Origin of the sequence: Mycobacterium sp. pR1184, from assembly GCF_041287235.1 — a bacterium.
In the GTDB taxonomy this organism is placed as follows: Bacteria; Actinomycetota; Actinomycetes; order Mycobacteriales; family Mycobacteriaceae; genus Mycobacterium.
Map to the genome: position 1 here is coordinate 283,315 of NZ_JBGGKR010000004.1, position 18,940 is coordinate 302,254.

Consider the following 18,940-nt stretch of genomic DNA (forward strand, 5'->3'; position numbering starts at 1 on the left):
CGCCGCACCTCCTGTCATACCTGCTCCAACCTGCGGAGGATTTCTTCGAAGGCCCCCCGGCCAGGACCGGGCTGGTGGTCAGCGCAGCGCTCGATGTTGTTGGGGTTGACCCATTCCCATAGCTCGGCACCGAACAGCATCCGGCCGGTCGACTGAAAAGCCGCCGGGTCCTTGGCCAGTCGTTGCCCGGTCGCGATTTCGTACCTGCGGGCCAGCATCGGACGCAGATGCCGGTCCCAGTCGGTTCGGGTGGACTCGGACCAGCGAATCGTCGTCTCGGTGGTGGCCAGCCAGCGGCGCAACGAATCCCCGAGGTCGTCGTCGTCCAGATCGGCCGCGGGTTCGGCGCCCCGGCCCAGCAGCCGACGAATGTTGAGCAACACCAGGGCCAGGGCGACACCCGACCCGACCAGTACCAAGGAGCGATCGGGCACGATCAACACCAGCAGCTCCGCCCCGATGATGAGGCAAACCCCCAGAGCTATCAGCCTTTTCATACCGCGCTCCGAAGTTCCGCGAGAACCAGGCGCAGCACCTCGACCGCGACGTCGCGATGCTCCTCGTTCATCACATGCGGGCTGAACCGTGCTTCCTCGAACAGATTCACCAACTGAACGGCGTTATCGATATGCAGCGCATGGAGTTCGACCGCGCGGGCCAACACCTCGGTCGGTGTGTCGAAGTCCTGGGGGGCGGCTCCGGGAACATTCGCGAGCTCACGTTCCATCGCGGCATAGCAGGCGATGATCGCCTCCCGCGGTTCGCGCCCCCGGTCGGCCATCTCGGCCAATCCCAGTTCGGCGGCTCGCACCAGCGATTCCGAAGGCCGTGCCGGCGCCACATATTCGGCGTCGTCATCGGCGGCGGTGGGCAGTGTCGCGGGGCGCAATCGTCGTCGCGACATGATGAACGTTGCGCCGACGAGGAGCAGCGTCATCACAACCGTGGCGGCCAGCAGGATTCCCAGCATGTTGCCGTTCTGCGGGGGCCGGTGCCGCGGCGGGGGTGCGGGGGTGTTCGGCGCCGCGCCGGTGTCTGGTGCGTGCTGCGCGGGAGGCGCGCCGTGCGGCAGCGATAACCGGGACAGCAGCATCGCGATCAGCAACCACGCGACGATCACCGCGAGTCCGATCAGCACCACGCGCCAGCTTGGTCGCCCTGCGCCGGTACCGAGCATTCCGGACAGGTCACCCGCCTTCGGTGCGACCGCGCGTGGATCCCGAAGTCGCGCGATGACGGCCACCGCGAGCAGCGCAAGTGCCGCACTGAGCAGGACAACGACGAATACCAGCGCCGCTCGGCCGCCGCCTTCCGCGCGCGCCGCATGATCGCGGGCCGGAAGGTATCCGCGCAGGGCAGCGGCAACCACGATCAACAGCACGATGAGCGCAACGACGCGCCCTGTCGGCTTATCGGGCATTGGCACACCACTCGCCGGTTTTCCTATGCCGTTGCGGCACAGGCTTGATTCATACTCGCACGTCGGGCAGCGTTGTGGCCAGGGACAACTGGCAGCCCGGGCACCGCCCCAACGCGCGAGCCTGACCGCACTGCCAAATCAGGCCCGCTTTTTCGCAGTGGTGTTAGGCTCGCGAGCCCTGCACATCGAACGGCCGGAAGCTGCCGTCGAGCACCTCGTGATGACCGATGGTGCGACCGGTGACGGCGGCGGGGTCCACGAGCGTCAATTGCGCTGCCGCCCTGGCGAATTCGTCTTCGGTTGCCGTGTCGTCGAAGTTGGTGGCGTAGTAGGACAGGCCGGGCGTCATGATCGGCTTCGACGGCGCCAGGGCGTTGACGGCGATGTTGTGGTCGGCCAGGTCAAACGCCGCGCACTGGGTGAGATGCTCGAGCGCCGCCTTGGAACCACCGTAACCAGGCAGGACGCCGCCGCTGCGGTCCGGATAAGGTCCGTTGCCGGGCAGCCGCGAGGCCACCGAGGTGATGTTGACGATCGAGCCGCCCCCGGCCTCGATCATGTCCGGGGACACCAGCTGCATCAACTCGTAGGCCGCAAACACCGCGATGTCGAAGTGGCGGCGAAATGCGGACAACGGTGTGCTGACGAAACCAGGCCAGCCGGGTTTGGCGGCGCCGGCCGGTTTCGCGGCCCGCACCCGCGGCTGTCCACCGGGCACCGGCGGTCGTCCCGGAGCGGTAAAGGCCGCGTTGTTGATCAGAACAGTGATGGGGCCCAACGCATCTCGCGCCTCGCCCACCAACCGGGCGATATCGTCTCGGTCGGTCAGATCGGCGCGGACCGGCACCGCGCGCCCGCCCGCCGCCGCGATGGCGGCGACGGTCTCGCCGATGGTCCCCGGCAGCCGGTCATCCCACACCTGCTCGGTGCGCCCGGCCACCGCGACGGCCGCCCCCTTGGCGGCAAGGGCCAGCGCGATCGCCCGGCCCAAACCACGGCTGGCACCCGTGACGATCGCCGTGCGTCCGGCAAGTCGCTGGGTCATCGCGTCACCCCGTGCACGACGATCGCGGTGGTCTGATCCACCCACGCCTCGTCCAGCTTCTCGTCCGGGCGCAACAGCATCCGCAGCATCGTCGCTCCCCCGATCAGCTCGATCAACCGGTCCGGATCGACATCGGGATGCGCTTCACCTCGATCGACGGCCTCGCGCAGCCGCACCTGCACCGCGGTGAACAGGTCGCCGAAGCGTGACATCACCCGCGCGTTGAGTTCGGGATCGGCCGACATGTCCGCGACCAACCCGGGCAGCGCGGCGCGCACCACCGGGCTGGTGAACACGTCGCGCGCCGCCGCGATCATCATCCGCAGGTCGGCGGTGAAGTCACCGGCCGGCGTTTCCAGTGCGCTGGGCGCGGTGGGAAACGCCGCTTCGTGCACCAGCTCCGCCTTGCTCGACCACCGGCGATACAACGCCGACTTGGTGGTGCCCGCCCGCTCGGCGACGGCGGCCAGCGTCAAGTTCGAATAGCCGATTTCCACAAGCAGTTCCGCCGTCGCCGCAAGGATGGCAGAGTCAATACGCGGGTCCCTGGGGCGCCCGGCACCTGGGGCCTTGTCAAGGTCGGACGGGTCTGCTTTCATAACGCTACCTACCGTATCGTAATTGCCGCGAAAGGTCTCAAAGAATGGAGGCACCCCGTGGCCAATGAACCTGTGCTCGACAACGTCGACCGACTTCAGCGCTCCAGCCGCGACGTCACGACGCTACCCGCAGTGATGTCGAAATGGCTGTCCACGGTGCTGCCCGACGGCGCGAACCCCGAGGTCACGGTCGAAAGCGGGGTCGATTCGACGGGCATGTCGTCGGAGACCATCATCCTGACCGCCCGCTGGCACGAAGGCGGGCAGCCGACCGAGCAGAAGCTGGTGACGCGGGTGGCGCCGAGCGCCGAGGACGTGCAGGTCTTTCCCACCTACCGGCTTGATCACCAATTCGACGTGATCCGCAAGGTCGGCGAACTCACCGAGGTCCCGGTCCCGCCGGTGCGCTGGCTCGAGCCCACCGGCGAGGTTCTGGGCACACCGTTCTTCGTGATGGACTACGTCGCCGGTGAAGTGCCGCCCGACGTGATGCCCTACACCTTCGGCAACAACTGGTTCGCCGACGCACCCGTCGAGCGGCAGCGCGAACTCCAGGATGCCACCGTCGGCGTACTGGCGAAGCTGCACTCAATCCCTAACGCGCAGAGTACATTTGGATTCCTGTCGGAGGGCAGGGGCGATACCGCGCTGCGCCGGCACTACAACTGGGTACGGGACTGGTACGACTTCGCCGTGCCCGACATCGGCCGATCGCCGCTGCTGGAGCGCACTTTCACCTGGCTGGAAGACAACTGGCCGGCGGAAGTGGACGCGCGCGAACCCGTCCTGCTGTGGGGTGACGCCCGGGTGGGCAATGTGTTGTACCGCGACTTCCAACCGGTGGCGGTGCTGGACTGGGAGATGGTGACGCTGGGCCCGCGCGAGCTCGATGTCGCGTGGATGATCTACGCGCACATGGTGTTCCAGGAACTCACCGGGCTTGCCGGATTGCCGGGACTGCCCGATGTGATGCGCGAGGAGGACGTCCGCGCCACGTATGCACGCCTGGCCGGTGTCGAAGTGGGCGAGCTGCGCTGGTTCTACGTGTACTCCGGTGTGATGTGGGCGTGTGTGTTCATGCGCACCGGTGCGCGGCGAGTGCACTTCGGCGAAACCGAAAAGCCGGACGACGTCGAGTCGTTGTTCTACCACGCCGGATTGATGAAACGTCTTATCGGAGAGGACCAGTAATGCTCGGACCGCTCGACGAGTACCCGGTACACCAGATTCCCCAGCCGATCGCGTGGCCCGGCTCCTCGGACCGCAACTTCTACGACCGGTCCTACTTCAACGCCCATGACCGCACCGGCGACATCTTCTTGATCAGCGGCATTGGCTACTACCCCAACCTCGGTGTCAAAGACGCGTTCGTGCTGATCCGCCGCGGTGACACCCAGACCGCGGTGCACGTGTCGGACGCGATCGACCAAGACCGCCTCAACCAACACGTCAACGGCTACCGGGTCGAGGTGATCGAACCGCTGCACAAGCTGCGGATCGTCCTCGACGAAACCGAAGGCATCGCAGCCGATCTCACCTGGAAGGGCCTGTTCGACGTCGTCCAGGAACAGCCGCACATCCTGCGGTCCGGCAACCGGGTCACGCTGGACGCGCAGCGCTTCGCGCAGCTGGGCAGCTGGAGCGGACACGTCGTGATCGACGGCGAGGAAATCGTCGTCGACCCCAACACCTGGCTGGGGAGCCGCGACCGGTCGTGGGGCATCCGCCCGATCGGCGAGGCTGAGCCGGCCGGCCGGCCGGCCGACCCACCGTTCGAGGGCATGTGGTGGCTATACGTACCAATGGCTTTCGACGACTTCGCGATCGTGTTGATCATCCAGGAGGAGCCCAACGGGTTCCGCTCGCTCAACGACTGCACCCGGATCTGGCGCGACGGCCGCGTCGAGCAGCTGGGCTGGCCGCGGGTCAAGATCCACTACACATCCGGCACCCGCATTCCGACCAGCGCCACCATCGACGCGACCACTCCGGACGGCTCACCGGTCCACTTCGACGTCGAGTCCAAGTTGCCGGTGCCCATTCACGTCGGCGGTGGCTACGGCGGCGATTCGGACTGGATCCACGGCACCTGGAAGGGCGAGAAGTACGCCGAACGTCTGACCTACAACATGACCGACCCGGCAATCATCGGACGTGCCGGTTTCGGGGTGATCGATCACGTCGGTCGCGCGGTCTGCATCGAGGGCGACAAGCCGCCGGTCGAGGGTTGGGGCCTCTACGAGCACGGCGCCCTGGGGCGCCACGACCCGTCGGGGTTCGCCGACTGGTTAACGGTTGCGCCGTAACCTCTCCGACCCGGACGTGGACTTGTCGGGACATACTTGGGCATATCCGCCCGACAACTCGACGTCGGGCGGGAAAGGTTCAGCGGCGGTACGCCGCGCCCGGGTGGTCGGCAGCCAGCAGCGGTCCCTTGCCGCCCAACCGCTCCCGCAGCGTGCAACGCGTCACCTGCTCCGGCACCCGCCCGCGGCGACGCAGTTCGGGCACAACCAGTTTGGCGAAGTCCACGAAGGTGCCCGGCGTCGTCACGTAGGCGAGGTTGAACCCGTCGACGTCGGCCTCCTCGACCCAGCGCTCGAGTTCGTCGGCGACCTCGCCGGGTGAGCCCACCAGCAGCGGCCCGCGCCCGCCGATGCCGATCTCCTCGGCGAGTTCCCTTGCCGTCCAGGTGCGCTCGTCGGTGGTGAAGGAGGCCAGGGCGGACCGGTTGGCGTCGGTCTCGCTGTAACGCAGCGGGTCGTCGTCACCCAGCTCGGCCAGGTCCACCCCGGTCCAGCCGCCAAAGAGCGCCAAAGCGCCTGTCGTGCTGACGTATTGACGATATCCACTTAACTTCGCCAGGGCTCGCTCGCGCGTCTCGGCGACGATCGGGGTCACCATGGTGAAGACCTTGATCGAACGCGGATCCCGGCCCAGCCCGGCCGCGGTCTCGCGTAGCGCCCGCACCGGGCCGCGCACGATTTGGGGTGTCGGGCCGGAGATGAACGCGGCCTCGGCGTTGGCGGCGGCGAATTGGACACCGCGCGGCGAGGCGCCGGCCTGGAACAGCACCGGAGTGCGCTGCGGAGACGGTTCGCACAGAAACGGTCCCGGAACCGTGAAATAGCGGCCCTTGTGCTCGATGTCGTGCACCTTGGCCGGATCGGTGAACACGCCGCGCACCGGATCGCGCACCACCGCGTCGGCCTCCCACGACGCTTCCCAGAGTTTGTAGCAGACTTCGAGGTACTCATCGGCGATCTCATAGCGCTGGTCATGCGGGATCTGGGCGTCGAGGCCGAGATTGCGTGCCGCACTGTCCAGGTACGACGTCACGATGTTCCACGCCACCCGTCCGCCGGTGAGGTGATCCAGTGTCGACAACCTGCGTGCCAGCGCGTAGGGCTGCTCGTAGGTCAGCGACAACGTGATCCCGAAACCAAGCGTCTCGGTCACCGCCGCCATCACCGAAACGGCGGCGGTCGGGTCGTTGACCGGAAACTGTGCGGCGTCTCGCACCGCGGCATCGCGAGACCCGCCGTACACGTCGTAGACGCCGAGCACGTCGGCGAGAAACAACGCGTCGAATCCGCCGGCCTCCAGGATGGTGGCCAGTTCGGTCCAGTAGCCGAGTTCGCGATACCGATAACCCCGGTCCTCGGGGTGACGCCACAGCCCCGCCGACTGGTGCCCGACACAGGCCATGTCGAAGGCATTGAGGTAGATCCTGTTCATCGTGCTCACTCGATTTGGTCCCCGTACGTTTCCCGTGCCGCGTAGGCCGCGACAACCGTGATAGCCGCCAGCACCGCGAAATACCCCACGATCAGCCAGGGTCTACCGCCACCGGCCACCAGCAGAGCCGCCGCGATCAGCGGCGCGAAGCCTCCCGACAGCACGGCTCCAATCTGATAACCCAGCGACGACCCACTGTAACGCAGCCGGGTGTCGAAGAGTTCGGCGAACCAGGCGGCCTGCGGGCCGTACATCGCGTCGTGAACAACGTTGATGCCGAACACGATTGCGAGCACCACCGCGATGGCCGACCCGCTTGCGGCGGCGACGAAGAACAACGCCAGCGCCACCACCCCGGCGAGCGCGCCGAACAGATACGGGGGCCGGCGACCGATTCGATCGGACAGCAGTGCCCAGCCCGGTGTGCTGAGCAATCCGAGTGCCGACGATATCAGCACCGCGATCAATCCGACGCCGCTGCCCTTGCCGAACGAATCCTGCAGGTAGGTAAGTGAATACGTGGTCAGCAACACAAAGAGTGCAATTTGAGACATCCGTAACCCGGTGGTGATCAACACATTACGGGGTTGGCTGCGCAGCACCTCCAACACCGGCAACGTCGAGAGCTCGTCGCGCTCTTTAAGACGCTCGAAAATGGCGGCGTCACTGAGCCGCAACCGGATGAACAGCCCGATCCCCACCAGAACGGCGCTGAATAGAAAGGGTATCCGCCATCCGAAAGCCAGGAACGTGTCCGCGCCGCACACCTTGCGCGTTAAAAAGAAGATTGACGTCGCCAGCAACATGCCGGCCGGGGAACCGAGCTGGGTGAAGCTGCCGAACAGTCCGCGGCGCCCCGGCGGTGCGTGCTCAACCGAGAGCACGGCCGCACCTCCCCATTCGGCACCCACCGCGAGTCCTTGCAGCACCCGTAACGCGGCCAGCAATGCCGGTGCGATCAACCCCACCGCGGCGTAGGTCGGCAGCAGCCCGATCGCGGTGGTGACAAGCCCCATCGTCAGCAAGGCGGCTACCAGAACGGCCTTGCGCCCCAACCGGTCCCCGAAGTGACCCGAAATCACGGCACCGATCGGTCTGGCGCCGAACCCGGCCGCGTAGGTGGCGAAGGAGGCCAAGGTCCCGGCTGTCGACGAAACATGAGGAAAGAAAAGCGGTTTGAACACGAGCGCGGACGCTGTCGCGTAGAGGTAGAAGTCGTACCACTCGATCGTGGTGCCGATCATGCTGCCCAGAGCTACGGTTCGCAGCTGTGGTCTGGTATTGGCCGTAGCGGCCGGCTCAGTGGCGATCACGTGATCGCAGATTAGGCAGTTCGCGGCCGCGGGCATACGGTTGCCATCGCCGTGATGCGAACGTCCTCTACCGCGCGCTTGTCACCATGCGGTTGACTAGGAGGTGTGACGATGCCGTCGTGGACTGTCGATGTTGTGGTGGTCGGCGCGGGCTTCGCCGGCCTCACCGCAGCGCGGGAGCTGACGCGACAGGGTCACGACGTGGTGGTGTTCGAGGGTCGCGACCGGGTCGGCGGGCGCGCGTTCACCGGTAGCGTCGCGGGATTGCCGGCGGATATGGGCGGCGCGTTCGTCGGCCCCACCCAAGACGCCGTGCTGGCGTTGGCGGCCGAGCTTCAGATCCCGACCACGCCTACCTATCACGACGGCAAGAACGTCATCCACTGGCGCGGCTGGACACGTTCCTACCACGGCACCATCCCCAAGCTTTCGCTGACGGGGTTGCTCGACATCGCCCGTCTGCGTTGGCAATTCGAAAGAATTGCGCGCAGCATTCCGGTCGACGCCCCGTGGCGGGCACAGCGCGCCCGCCAACTCGATGAGGTGTCGTTCGGGCAGTGGTTGCGTTCGGTGCGCGCCAGCGCCTCGTCGCGCGACCTGATGGCCATCATGGCCCGGGTGAGTTGGGGATGCGAACTCGAAGACGTGTCGATGCTGCACGCCGCGCGCTACATCCGGGCCGCGGGCGGTCTGGACCGGATGCTCGACACCGAGGACGGCGCCCAGCAGGACCATTTCCCGGGCGGCACCCAGCAAATCGCCCAGTCGGCGGCCGACGAACTGGGCGCACGGGTCGTGCTCAATGCCCCGGTGCACCGCATCGAACGGCACGGTTCGGGTGTGACGGTCACCTCCGATGCTGGTACGGCCGACGCCGGGTTCGTCATAGTCGCGATCCCGCCGGCTCATCGCGGGGCCATCGAGTTCACTCCCCCGCTACCCGTCGAGTACCAGCAGCTGGTCGAGCAGTGGCCGCAGGGCCGGCTCAGCAAGGCTTTCGCGGCATATTCGACGCCGTTCTGGCGCGCCAACGGACTCTCGGGACAGGCGCTCTCCGATAAGGGACCGGTGTTCATCACCTTCGACGTCAGCCCGCAGGCCGACGGGCCGGGAATCCTGCTGGGCTTTGTCGACTCCCGGGCGTTCGATTCACTGCCCACCGACCAACGCCGCCGCGACGCCTTGCGCTGCTTCGCGTCGCTGTTCGGCGAGGAGGCGCTCAAGCCGCTCGACTATGCGGATTATCGTTGGGGTACCGAGGAATTCGCTCCTGGTGGGCCGACCGCGGCGGTACCGCCGGGGTCGTGGACGCGGTTCGGTCGCTGGCTACGCGAACCGGTCGGACCGATTCACTGGGCAGGCACCGAGACCGCCGACGAGTGGACCGGGTTCTTCGACGGCGCGGTCCGGTCCGGTCTGCGAGCGGCCGCGGAGATCACCGCCCGGCTATGAGCTGATCCGGGCGACCGGCAGGGTGATGGATTCGGCCAGTGACCGCAGCTGGCCGGTGACCTCGCGGTGGTGCTCCAGCATCGAGCAGTGACCGCCGGGCAGCTCGACCAGGCCAACCACGTTGGGCGCGGTGCGGGCGATCTCGCGGGAAGCGGCGATCGGCGTCAGGCGGTCGTCTTCGCTGCCGATGACCAGGGTCGGCACCGTCAACCCGGTCAGGTCGAGGTACCGCGACCCCAGGGATCCGACGAGCATCCTCGTGCAACCGCCCCGCCCGGCGGCTGGTGTCCGCGCGAACAGGTCGTGGATGAGTGCGGCGGCGCTCGGGTCGGCGTCCCGACCGACCGCGAGCATCGCGATCAGGCTGCGAGTGGCCAGCAGCGCCGGACTCGGAATCGGGACCCCACCGAACACATTGATCAAGCCGCGCGCGGCGAGCGAACGCGCCGCCGACAGCTGCCCCGGCACCGAGAACAGCTTGACCTGGCGCACCAGGTCGCCAGTGGTCGTGTTGATCAACGCCACGGCATCGGCGCGCCGGTGGACCTTGTGGCGGTAGCGGGCCGACCACGCGGCGATCGTGATCCCGCCCATGGAGTGCCCGGCGATGACGGCGCGCTCGTGTGGCGCCAACGTTGCCTCCAACACGCAATCCAGATCGGACGCAAGGTGTTTCAGGCTGTATCCGCCGCGGCGCGGAACTCCGCTTCGGCCGTGGCCGCGGTGGTCGAACGCGATCACCCGGTATTCGGTGGCCAACTCCGCGATCTGGTAGGCCCACGCCCGGATCGCACAGGTGATGCCGTGAGTCAGCACGATCGGGTAGCCGTCCGGCGGCCCGAAGACCTCCGCGTGCAGCGGGGTGCCGTCGATTGCGCGGACGGTCAGCGTGCGGCTCGACGGCAATGGGTCGGGCAGCGGGTCAATCACACGTGTCGTTCGCCGAGCACCCATCGCCAGCTCCCCCCGTCGAACACGGCCTCGTCGCCGCACTCTGGATGCTGCGATCCTATAACGGCACGGACGTCCAACTATGCAATTTCGGCGAAACCCGCGCGCCCGGATCACAGCACACAATTCGTCGCTAACTGGCAAACCCCGGTACAACGCCGGTTACGGTGTGAGAGGCTAACTGTCATGTCCCCGATGTCCCGTCGGGCGGTGCTCACAGCAACGATGAGCGCGGTCACTGGCGGGCTGCTGGCTGCCTGTGCATCGGGTGAACATTCGGTGTCACCACCACCCCCGCCGCCGGAGATCAAGCCGGACACCGGGTCGATCCTGATCGTGGGTGCCGGCATGGCGGGCTTGGCCGCCGCGCGCCGCCTGGTCGACGCGGGCTGGCCGGTGCGCCTGATCGAAGCCCGCGACCGCATCGGCGGTCGTGTCTATACCAACCGCGACTGGGGTGTGCCGATCGAGATGGGCGCGTCCTGGATCCACGGCACGGCCAGCGACCCGATGATGGAACTGGCTCACAGCGCGCACGCCGAGGTCATCCCGACCGACTACTACGGCTGGGCGAAGCTCGCGGTGGATCGCCGGTTGCCCGCAACGGACTACGACGCCGACTCCTGGCGCCAGTTCGTCGAACGGGCCTGCGACCGCGTCACCGGCGGAAGCCTCGGCGCCGCCGTCGACGCCGCGGCCAAACGCGCGGAGCTTTCGGAAACGGATCGCACCCAGCTGGCATTCTTTGTCGCCACCGAGATCGAGGACGAATACGCGGCCGGCGCAGACCAGCTCTCCGCCACCACATTTGACACCGGCGACTACGCCGACGGCGACCAGGCCGTCATCACGAACGGCTACGACGCCCTGCCGAAGCTGCTGGCCGACGGACTTCCGATCGTCCTGCGCACGCCGGTCACCGCGATCACCCGTCGCGACAGCACCGTCACCGTGCACGCCGGAAACCAATCCTTCGAAGGCCCCGCCGCAATCGTCACCGTCCCCCTCGGAGTGCTTAAAGCCGGTGCGATCGCCTTCGACCCCCCGCTCCCCGACGGACATGCTCGCGCCGTGAACGCCCTGGGATTCGGCGTGCTGTCGAAGACCTTCTTCCGGTTCAACCGGCGAACGTGGAAGACGGACAACGCGTTCTACCTCTTCATGGGTACCGACCCGGGCGCGTGGGCGCAGTGGTTCACCCTGTCTAACAGCGCCGGACCGATCGTGGTGGCCTTCAATGCCGGCGAACGCGGGCGCGCGGTGGAGGCGTCCTCGGCCGCCGACGTGACGGCCCGGGCGCTGCCGATCGCTCGCCAGCTGTTCGGCGACGACGTCGCGCCAATGGAAGTCCGGACCTCGAATTGGAGCACCGACCCGTATGCGCGGGGCAGCTACTCATTCCACGCGCCCGGTTCCGGGCTCGACGACCGCCGCCGCCTGCGGGAGCCGATCACTGACCGGCTTTACCTGGCGGGTGAGGCTGCCGACACCAAAAATCCGTCCACCGTTATCGGCGCCGTAGCCAGCGGACGCTACGCCGCCGACCAGCTGATGAGCCGGCTTAAGAGCTAGCGCGAAACATCAAGGCGTTCAACAGTTTCCAGCATGCAATCGGTCACCTCGCTTCCCCTTGCGATCGCAGCTAAGTGGACGCCGCATTGGAATCGCGCCCGGTCGCCGTCGAGCCGGCGAGCAGTCGCAGGGCCTCATCAGAAGGCGAACCGGGTTCGGCTGTATAGCCGATCAACGACAGCCCACCGACACCGGCGATGTCGAAGACGTTGTAGGTCAGCGCCAGTTCACCGACCTCGGAATGCCGGAATCGCTTGAGACCCTGGCGATGTGCCTTGACGTTGTGCGCCGCCCAACTCGTGCGGAATGGCTCGCTGCGCAACCCGAGCTCACCGACCAGGTCGGTGATGGCCGGTGAATCGGGGGCACGCGCCGCTTCGGCCCGCAGCAGTGAAACGACGTCGTCGGCTTCGCGGCCCCACTCGGGAAAGAACTGATCGGCCGCGGAGTCGAGAAACATGAACCGAGCCAGGTTCGGTGTCGCCCTGGCTCGGGCGAAGACGGGCGCGTACAGCGCGCGCCCGAGCGTGTTGGCGGCGACGACATCGAGGTGGCCGTTGATCACGATCGCCGGCGCAGTGACCATGCTGTCCAGCAATGTTTGCACACCGTCCGGGATGGTCCGGCCCGCGGAAGGTGCCGATCGGGTCCGGACGCCCTTGCTGGTGACGGCGCGAACCAGGTCGAACAGGTGAGTTTCCTCTGCCTCACCGAGTTGCAGCGCGCCGGCGACCGCATGCAGCACGTCTTCGGAGACACCGGCCACATTCCCCCGCTCTACCTGCGTGTAGTAGTCGATGCTCACGCCGGCCAGCCGAGCCACTTCCTCACGCCGTAACCCGGGCACGCGGCGCCGCCGCCCCGGCGGCAGGCCAACCGCCTCGGGGGTGATCCTCGCCCGTCGGGACATCAGGAAGTCCTTGATGTCCTTGGCAACGTCCATCTTCGCCGGATACCCCGCCGGCGGGCAAACATCCATACGACATTACCGACCATCGGTCTTGTATACCGACCAATGGTCGGTTATCGTTCTCCACATCTGTCCGTGGAGGTAGCAATGAGCCAGCCGGATCCATCGCAGTTTCGTACCCGGATGTTCGCGCGGGCGTTCGGACCGTTCTTTCTGATCGTGCCGTCGATCGTCGCGTTTCGCGCGACCTCACAAATGCCCGTTCTGCTGGATGAGTTCAGCCGAGATCCTATGTGGCAGTGGGCCCTTGGGGCGATTCTGCTGATGTGGGGCAGCGTCATCATCGCCTTTCATCAGTATTGGCGAAGTGTCGCAGCGGTTTTGGTCTCACTGCTGGGGTGGTTTCTGGCCATTCGCGGGATACTCATCCTGGCGATTCCCGACGTGTACGACTCGGCCGGCAAGTCGCTGCAGGAAAATGCTGTTCCGGCAGTGCGCGCCATCTTCGGCGCCATCGCATTGGTCGGCCTGTACCTGACCTACGTGGGCTGGCTCGCGAAGCCCACCGTGGGGAACCATTCGGATGCCGCGGGTAGTTAAGCACCCCGACGTACGCCGTGCCGAGATCCTGGATCGCGCTGCGGCACTGTTCGTTGCGCGCGGTTACGAGAACGTCAGCCTCAACGATCTGATCGCCGACGCCGGTGTCTCCAAAGGCGCCTTCTACCACTGGTTTCCATCGAAGGACGCGCTCATCACAACGCTGGCCGAGCGCAGCGCCCACACGCAGCTCGCTGCCATCGAAGCGGCGACCGCGCGCTGCGACGGCAATGCGCTGGATCGGCTCAACACGGTGCTGCGGGCCGGCTTTGACGCCAAGATGCAGACCGGCACACCCGAGCAGCTGGCGGCGATGGTCTCGCTGCTACGGCCCGAGAACGCGCATCTTTACGGGCGCATCGTCACGGTGAGCGAGCGGTTGACGCAACCGCTACTGACGCGGTTGATCTCCGACGGAGTGGCCGAGGGCACGTTTCACACCTTCGACCCCGAGGGCGTCGCCGACATGATTCAAGGCCTGGCCGCGCGCCTGCACTCCAACGTTATCCAGATCGCCGACGCGACCGATGAGCCCAGCAGGCAGCGTGCCATCGATGTCTTGACCACCCGGTTCAAATTGCACGCGGTGGCCGCCGACCGGGTGCTCGGGCTACCGGACGGCAGCATCGTCGCGCTCGACCGCGCGCAGGTAGAGACGATGGTGGCGGCTTTGCCGCGCGATTACTGAGGCGTGGATTGGGCATAGGTGATACATGACGGCTAATCATCCCCCGCAGCAGAAACAGCGTTCGACTGCCGACACCATCGCCACGATCACCATGCTCGTGCTCGCCGGCATCGCGGGAGCGCTGACCATCATGTTTTCCTTCTTCTTCGCGATGGCGACCGACGCGTGCGCCGGCAACCGGTGCGACACGTCGGCGCTCGATTGGGCCTACGTGGTGACGTGGGGCGGCGTCGGCGTCGCGGCCGTCATCGCCATCGGTGGTGTCATCACCGCGGCGGCGCGCAAGCGGGTTATGTGGGTATGGCCAACCACTGCACTCATCCTGATCATCGTCGCGGTCGTCATCGGCTCACAGCTGGCCAACTCGGTCGCCCCACATCATTGATGGGCGCCCGATAGCCTTGCGCTACCAAGCAACTCGGACGCTACTTCTCGAGTGCCTTCGCGCATGCATTCAGGATTGCCAGGAAACTCCCGCGCAGCAGGCGGCGGCTGACCGCTTCCAGCACTTTTCCTCCGGCCGCGGCCGGATGCGTGTAGTTGGTCAGCCAGTCGACGTGGGTCCCGTCGCCCGCGGCCGTGAACGTCAGGGTGCCACCGTCGTGTTTGAACGGTGGGATCGACTTCACGATCAGGTAGGTGTAGCTGTGCGGCCGGTCATAGGCCGTGAACTCCTCGCGGAAATAGGTCCCGACGCCGATCACCTCGCGCAGCGCTCCGGGCCCCGGGCCAGGCGCGCCGTTGGCCCAATACCCCTTGAGAACCAACGGTGCCGCGGCCAGATTGACGGGGTCGGCCAGCCAGTCGAAGACCTGCTCGATTGGCGCGGCGATCGTTCGTTCCACGTGAATCTCGACCATCAGAACTCCCGCCCGGCAGTTACGGCATTGACCGCACGTCATGCTAGCCGCGGGTGGTACCGCGCGGCATCGCGTACCGGGCTGGCAACGGCAGGCATCTTTGCGGTGACGCACGACACCGCACTGGGCGCCTTAGAGAAACCATAAGGTGATTTTGCTGGTACCCGCTTCAGTTGGTCACGATTTGGTCACGACGTGCGGGTACTGACTGTCTGGGCGTGACCAAGCCGAGAACTGTCGTCGATCCAAGCGTTAGCTGCACGCGCGATCGCCAGGTTGCCCACATCATCCTTAGCTACCTTGGACTTCGGGGAGTCGGGAGTCCCCGCGAATCAATTCGGATCGATTCGAAGGACAACACTGATCATGAATTTCAGCAGTATCGTCGGGAGCCGGCGAGTCGCCGGCATGAGCGCCGGCTGTCTGTTCGGAGGAATGGCCCTGGGCCTCGTCGCCGCGCCGTCAGCCACCGCCGCACCCGACTGCAGCCCCGCGGGTGTCAACGCCACGGTGTCCTCGGTGCAGGGCGCGGCCGAGCAGTATCTCGCCGCGCACCCCGGTGCCAACCAGGTTGTCAGCGCTGCCTACGGACAGCCACGGGGAGAGGCCGCCTCCAGCCTGCGCGGCTACTTCACCGCGCACCCGCAGGAGTATTACGACCTGCGCGGCATCCTGGCGCCGATCGGCGACACCGAACGCCAGTGCAACGTGTCGGCCCTGCCGGGCAACCTGGAATCGGCCTACCACGAGTTCATGGCCGGCTGATTCCGCGCATCACGACCCGCCACAATGCCGTGGCGGGTCGTTTGCATATGCGGTTCAACCGGTGTCAACCGCACCGCGGGTGGGTAATTTCCAGTCAGCCACGGGACTGGAGGTGATGATGCGGCTGCGCCGAAGCACACTCAGCAGCCCGGGAATCGCGCGCAAACGCCGGGGCACGGGCTTTACCTACCTCGGGCCCGACGGCGACTCGCTGACGGACGAAGCCGCCCTACAGCGAATCAAGGACCTGGTGATCCCACCGGCGTGGAAGAACGTGTGGATCTCGCCGCATCCCAACGGACATATCCAGGCCGTCGGCACCGACGCGGCGGGACGCCGCCAGTATCTCTACCATTCCGCGTGGCAGCAGGAGCGAGCCGAAGAGAAGTTCGACCGCGTCCTGGACCTGTCCACCCGGTTGCCGGAATTCCGCGCACGCATCGTCGCCGATCTCGGTGGCCGTGGCGCCTCGCGAGATCGCGTGCTGGCGCTGGGGCTGCGGCTGCTGGACCGTGGCTATTTCCGCTCCGGTGGTGAGCAATACGCCGACGAACACGAGTCCTACGGTATTGCCACGCTGTTATGTCAGCACGTGTCGGTGCATCGCGACGCGATCGAATTCGACTATCCCGCTAAGAGCGGGGTGCAGCGCACCGTTGCGGTCGAGGATGCCGACGTGGTCCGTGCGGTGCGCTCGCTGATGCGACACCGCGGCAGCGGTGATCGATTACTGATGTACCGCAACGCATCCGGATGGACAGATGTTCGCGCCGAGGACCTCAATACCCGATTCAAAGAGCTCGTCGGCGGCGAATTCACCGTCAAGGACCTGCGCACGTGGCACGGAACAGTGTTGGCTGCCGCCGCGTTCGTCGATGCCGACCCGCCCGTATCCCAACGCGTGACCAAACGCGTTGAGGCCGCGGTGATGAAAGAGGTCGCCGAGGGCTTGGGCAACACTGCGGCAGTAGCACGCGGCTCATACGTCGATCCGCGCGTCGTCGCCGGTTACGAGCAGGGACTCACCATCGCGGCGGCGGCGCAGCGAGCCGAACGTGCGCGTCGGCCCGACGCGGCGCAGGAGATACTCGAGAAGGCAACTCGTATGCTGATTCGTCGAGTAGCTAAGGGCGACAACGTGTCTCATTCAACGCTGGCTAAGACGGCCTAAGACGGCGTAGTCCGTCAGGCGGTTTTCCGTTGCGGTTCGTGTTGGCGGGCAGCGCGCCTATGGCACTGACGCCGCGACTGTATCCGGTCGTCGACGAGCTGAAGTCCCTCCGGAACCGAATCGACAAGCGGTAGACCGTGGTTGGGGACCACGCGGGTGAGACGGTCCAGTCGTGCGCCGCTGACCACGCTCCAGTGGAGGCGGGCTCGCCGGTGTTCGCAGTTGAGGACAAGGAGCGTCCGAAATCCAGCCATGCCAAGGAAATCCAGCTGGCTGAGATCCAGGATGAGAGGAGCTTTCAGCTGCGAATAGTAGCGAATCGCCTCGCCCAGCAGGTCGGCATTGGATGCATCTATTTCACCGTCCACGCGCAAGACGGTCGCCAAGCTGCGCGCGTGCACATGTAATTGCGCGCCAACACAATCGATCAGATGGCGGCAGCGTGGTTGCCCTCGAAAGTCTGGTGCATGTCGAAAAGGTAAAGCAGTCATGTAATTGCGCCCATCTTGATTGGATTGGCGACAGGGCGGGTGACAACGATGTCCAGGTGGCCCCGAAGATGTCGGCAGCTGTGGACTCAACCTGACCCAAAGCCTAGCGGCAATACCTGGGTCCCGCATGCTCGGATGACGGCACACGCTCATGTGCAATATCAGAATGGCAAGTTATGCAGTGGGTTTCCCGTCGGCAATTCGAGCTGCCCAATACCAGCGGGTTCGCCGCGCGAGGTGGTTATCCCTCAAGCGAAGTTGATTCGATGCGCATCACGCGGCGCTAGCCGGACTGCCTCAACGTGCTATGCGGGCTCTGCCCATAGGTCTGCCGGTACTGCACCGCGAACCGGCCGGTGTGTACGAAGCCCCACCGCTGTGCGATCTCGCCGACCGTCGTCGTGGAACGGTCGCTGGATAACAGGTCCAAATGCGCGCGGTGTAACCGGACGCGCCGCATGTATCGCGTCGGGGTGGTGTCGAGCTGGTGTTTGAAGAGGTATTGCACCGCCCTGGGGGTCAAACGCAATGCCGCCGCGACATCGTGGATCCCTACGTCGCTCGCCGCGTTTCGGTGGATGAATGAAACAGCGTCCTTTAGCGCTTCCGGTACCTGCGGGTCGCTCAGCACGTCGTTGTCCGCGGTCAGGGTGGACGGGTAGCACTCGAGCAGTGCGGTCGCCATTACGCCGGCCGCCGACGTGGCGATCAACGGTTGTTGCGCCGTATCCGCCGACGACAGGGTGGCGGTGACGTACTCCATTGCCCGGTGCCAGGCACGCGCGGCGGCAAGCGAGCGCGGACGCGAGTCCAGGAATCGGATCTGCTGCGGCAACGGCGCATGATGGCCGGCGGCCACCTTGCGCAGCACGTCTTCCCCGATGCTTACGACATCGAATTGCGCGGAGTTGATGTGCAGCACACAGGGCATACCGTCAGCGACGAGCACCGGATACTCGGGCTCTGCGGGCGAGGTTATGGCGGTGGACAACGAACCGGCACGGGGTTGGATCACGAGAACGGATGTCGCCCCGGGAATTTCACACCGGACCCGGCCCTGAATCAGAACCTCGTCGAGATGCAGCGAGCCGGTATCGCAACGCCGGTGGGTGACGGCCGATCCTCTGTCGAGACCCATGATTTGCCAACCCGGTGTGTAGGCGGCGGCAAAGAAGCGACACGCCTGGCCCGGGTCGAACGTGCGAAACTGCTCGTGCCGAAGTGCGGTCGGCCGTGCCAATTTTCCAGGGTCACGGGCCGCCCCGTGGTCGGCGTTGCGCGGTTCGGGCGATCCATCGGATACGTCGACGGACTTTTCGGCGACGCTGGTCATGACTTCGCCGTCGGTGTTGTGAACTCACCGAA

The 18,940-nt window shown here is 66.1% G+C and carries 20 protein-coding genes; 9 read left to right on the top strand and 11 right to left on the bottom strand.

Annotation, left to right across the window (positions count from 1 at the left end):
• Window positions 1-14: 14 nt before the first annotated feature.
• The 4 genes from ACAG21_RS09580 to ACAG21_RS09595 all read right to left on the bottom strand — a co-directional run bounded on the left by ACAG21_RS09580 (window position 15) and on the right by ACAG21_RS09595 (window position 3,064).
• Window positions 15-497: a hypothetical protein gene (locus ACAG21_RS09580; RefSeq protein WP_370495766.1), complete on the bottom strand. Its 483-nt coding sequence runs from the start codon at window positions 495-497 to the stop codon at window positions 15-17.
• A complete protein-coding gene (locus tag ACAG21_RS09585) occupies window positions 494-1,420 on the bottom strand; it encodes a DUF4129 domain-containing protein (protein ID WP_370495767.1) in 927 nt (308 codons plus the stop codon). The genes ACAG21_RS09580 and ACAG21_RS09585 overlap by 4 nt, the downstream gene beginning before the upstream one ends.
• 163 nt (window positions 1,421-1,583) lie before the next feature.
• On the bottom strand, window positions 1,584-2,465 hold the full coding sequence (locus ACAG21_RS09590; protein WP_370495768.1) for an SDR family NAD(P)-dependent oxidoreductase: 882 nt from the start codon (window positions 2,463-2,465) through the stop codon (window positions 1,584-1,586).
• Window positions 2,462-3,064, bottom strand: a complete 603-nt coding sequence (locus ACAG21_RS09595) for a TetR/AcrR family transcriptional regulator C-terminal ligand-binding domain-containing protein (RefSeq protein WP_370495769.1) — start codon at window positions 3,062-3,064, stop codon at window positions 2,462-2,464. The genes ACAG21_RS09590 and ACAG21_RS09595 overlap by 4 nt, the downstream gene beginning before the upstream one ends.
• Before the next feature lie 57 nt (window positions 3,065-3,121).
• Here ACAG21_RS09595 and ACAG21_RS09600 point away from each other — a divergent pair, with 57 nt between their 5' ends.
• A complete protein-coding gene (locus ACAG21_RS09600) occupies window positions 3,122-4,255 on the top strand; it encodes a phosphotransferase family protein (protein WP_370495771.1) in 1,134 nt (377 codons plus the stop codon).
• Window positions 4,255-5,370 (top strand): hypothetical protein, encoded by a 1,116-nt coding sequence (locus ACAG21_RS09605; RefSeq protein ID WP_370495772.1) that lies wholly within the window; start codon window positions 4,255-4,257, stop codon window positions 5,368-5,370. The genes ACAG21_RS09600 and ACAG21_RS09605 overlap by 1 nt, the downstream gene beginning before the upstream one ends.
• Window positions 5,371-5,449: 79 nt before the next feature.
• Here ACAG21_RS09605 and ACAG21_RS09610 read toward each other — a convergent pair whose 3' ends face one another.
• Both ACAG21_RS09610 and ACAG21_RS09615 read right to left on the bottom strand, forming a co-directional pair.
• A complete protein-coding gene (locus ACAG21_RS09610; RefSeq protein WP_370495774.1) occupies window positions 5,450-6,802 on the bottom strand; it encodes an LLM class flavin-dependent oxidoreductase in 1,353 nt (450 codons plus the stop codon).
• A gap of 5 nt (window positions 6,803-6,807) precedes the next feature.
• The gene (locus ACAG21_RS09615) at window positions 6,808-8,046 is read right to left on the bottom strand and encodes an MFS transporter (RefSeq protein WP_370495910.1); all 1,239 of its coding nucleotides are present in this window, start codon (window positions 8,044-8,046) and stop codon (window positions 6,808-6,810) included.
• A gap of 174 nt (window positions 8,047-8,220) precedes the next feature.
• Between ACAG21_RS09615 and ACAG21_RS09620 the strand changes: the two genes are divergently transcribed.
• On the top strand, window positions 8,221-9,567 hold the full coding sequence (locus ACAG21_RS09620; protein WP_370495775.1) for a flavin monoamine oxidase family protein: 1,347 nt from the start codon (window positions 8,221-8,223) through the stop codon (window positions 9,565-9,567).
• Here the strand turns inward: ACAG21_RS09620 and ACAG21_RS09625 are convergent.
• Window positions 9,562-10,521: an alpha/beta fold hydrolase gene (locus ACAG21_RS09625; RefSeq protein WP_370495776.1), complete on the bottom strand. Its 960-nt coding sequence runs from the start codon at window positions 10,519-10,521 to the stop codon at window positions 9,562-9,564. The two genes, ACAG21_RS09620 and ACAG21_RS09625, sit on opposite strands and share 6 nt — an antisense overlap.
• Window positions 10,522-10,704: 183 nt before the next feature.
• Between ACAG21_RS09625 and ACAG21_RS09630 the strand changes: the two genes are divergently transcribed.
• Complete coding sequence (locus ACAG21_RS09630) at window positions 10,705-12,090, top strand: flavin monoamine oxidase family protein (protein WP_370495777.1); 1,386 nt, start codon at window positions 10,705-10,707, stop codon at window positions 12,088-12,090.
• Between the two features lie 70 nt (window positions 12,091-12,160).
• Here the strand turns inward: ACAG21_RS09630 and ACAG21_RS09635 are convergent, their stop codons facing one another.
• Window positions 12,161-13,033 (bottom strand): helix-turn-helix transcriptional regulator, encoded by an 873-nt coding sequence (locus tag ACAG21_RS09635; protein WP_370495778.1) that lies wholly within the window; start codon window positions 13,031-13,033, stop codon window positions 12,161-12,163.
• 114 nt (window positions 13,034-13,147) lie between these two features.
• Here ACAG21_RS09635 and ACAG21_RS09640 point away from each other — a divergent pair, with 114 nt between their 5' ends.
• The 3 genes from ACAG21_RS09640 to ACAG21_RS09650 are packed head-to-tail and all read left to right on the top strand — an operon-like array spanning window position 13,148 to window position 14,673.
• Window positions 13,148-13,600 carry a hypothetical protein gene (locus ACAG21_RS09640; protein ID WP_370495779.1) on the top strand — a complete coding sequence of 151 codons (453 nt, stop codon included), beginning with the start codon at window positions 13,148-13,150 and terminating at the stop codon, window positions 13,598-13,600.
• The gene (locus ACAG21_RS09645; RefSeq protein ID WP_370495780.1) at window positions 13,584-14,288 is read left to right on the top strand and encodes a TetR/AcrR family transcriptional regulator; all 705 of its coding nucleotides are present in this window, start codon (window positions 13,584-13,586) and stop codon (window positions 14,286-14,288) included. Before ACAG21_RS09640 ends, ACAG21_RS09645 begins: the two co-directional genes overlap by 17 nt.
• Before the next feature lie 25 nt (window positions 14,289-14,313).
• On the top strand, window positions 14,314-14,673 hold the full coding sequence (locus tag ACAG21_RS09650) for a hypothetical protein (RefSeq protein WP_370495781.1): 360 nt from the start codon (window positions 14,314-14,316) through the stop codon (window positions 14,671-14,673).
• Between the two features lie 40 nt (window positions 14,674-14,713).
• Here the strand turns inward: ACAG21_RS09650 and ACAG21_RS09655 are convergent, their stop codons facing one another.
• Window positions 14,714-15,148 carry an SRPBCC family protein gene (locus ACAG21_RS09655; protein WP_370495782.1) on the bottom strand — a complete coding sequence of 145 codons (435 nt, stop codon included), beginning with the start codon at window positions 15,146-15,148 and terminating at the stop codon, window positions 14,714-14,716.
• A 366-nt stretch (window positions 15,149-15,514) separates the two neighbouring features.
• Between ACAG21_RS09655 and ACAG21_RS09660 the strand changes: the two genes are divergently transcribed.
• Window positions 15,515-15,913 carry a heme-binding protein gene (locus ACAG21_RS09660; RefSeq protein ID WP_370495783.1) on the top strand — a complete coding sequence of 133 codons (399 nt, stop codon included), beginning with the start codon at window positions 15,515-15,517 and terminating at the stop codon, window positions 15,911-15,913.
• A 118-nt stretch (window positions 15,914-16,031) separates the two neighbouring features.
• On the top strand, window positions 16,032-17,084 hold the full coding sequence (locus tag ACAG21_RS09665) for a DNA topoisomerase IB (RefSeq protein ID WP_370495911.1): 1,053 nt from the start codon (window positions 16,032-16,034) through the stop codon (window positions 17,082-17,084).
• A 14-nt stretch (window positions 17,085-17,098) separates the two neighbouring features.
• Here ACAG21_RS09665 and ACAG21_RS09670 read toward each other — a convergent pair whose 3' ends face one another.
• Window positions 17,099-17,728: an STAS domain-containing protein gene (locus tag ACAG21_RS09670; protein ID WP_370495784.1), complete on the bottom strand. Its 630-nt coding sequence runs from the start codon at window positions 17,726-17,728 to the stop codon at window positions 17,099-17,101.
• Window positions 17,729-17,858: 130 nt separating this feature from the next.
• On the bottom strand, window positions 17,859-18,908 hold the full coding sequence (locus tag ACAG21_RS09675; protein ID WP_370495785.1) for a helix-turn-helix transcriptional regulator: 1,050 nt from the start codon (window positions 18,906-18,908) through the stop codon (window positions 17,859-17,861).
• Between the last annotated feature and the right edge of the window lie 32 nt (window positions 18,909-18,940).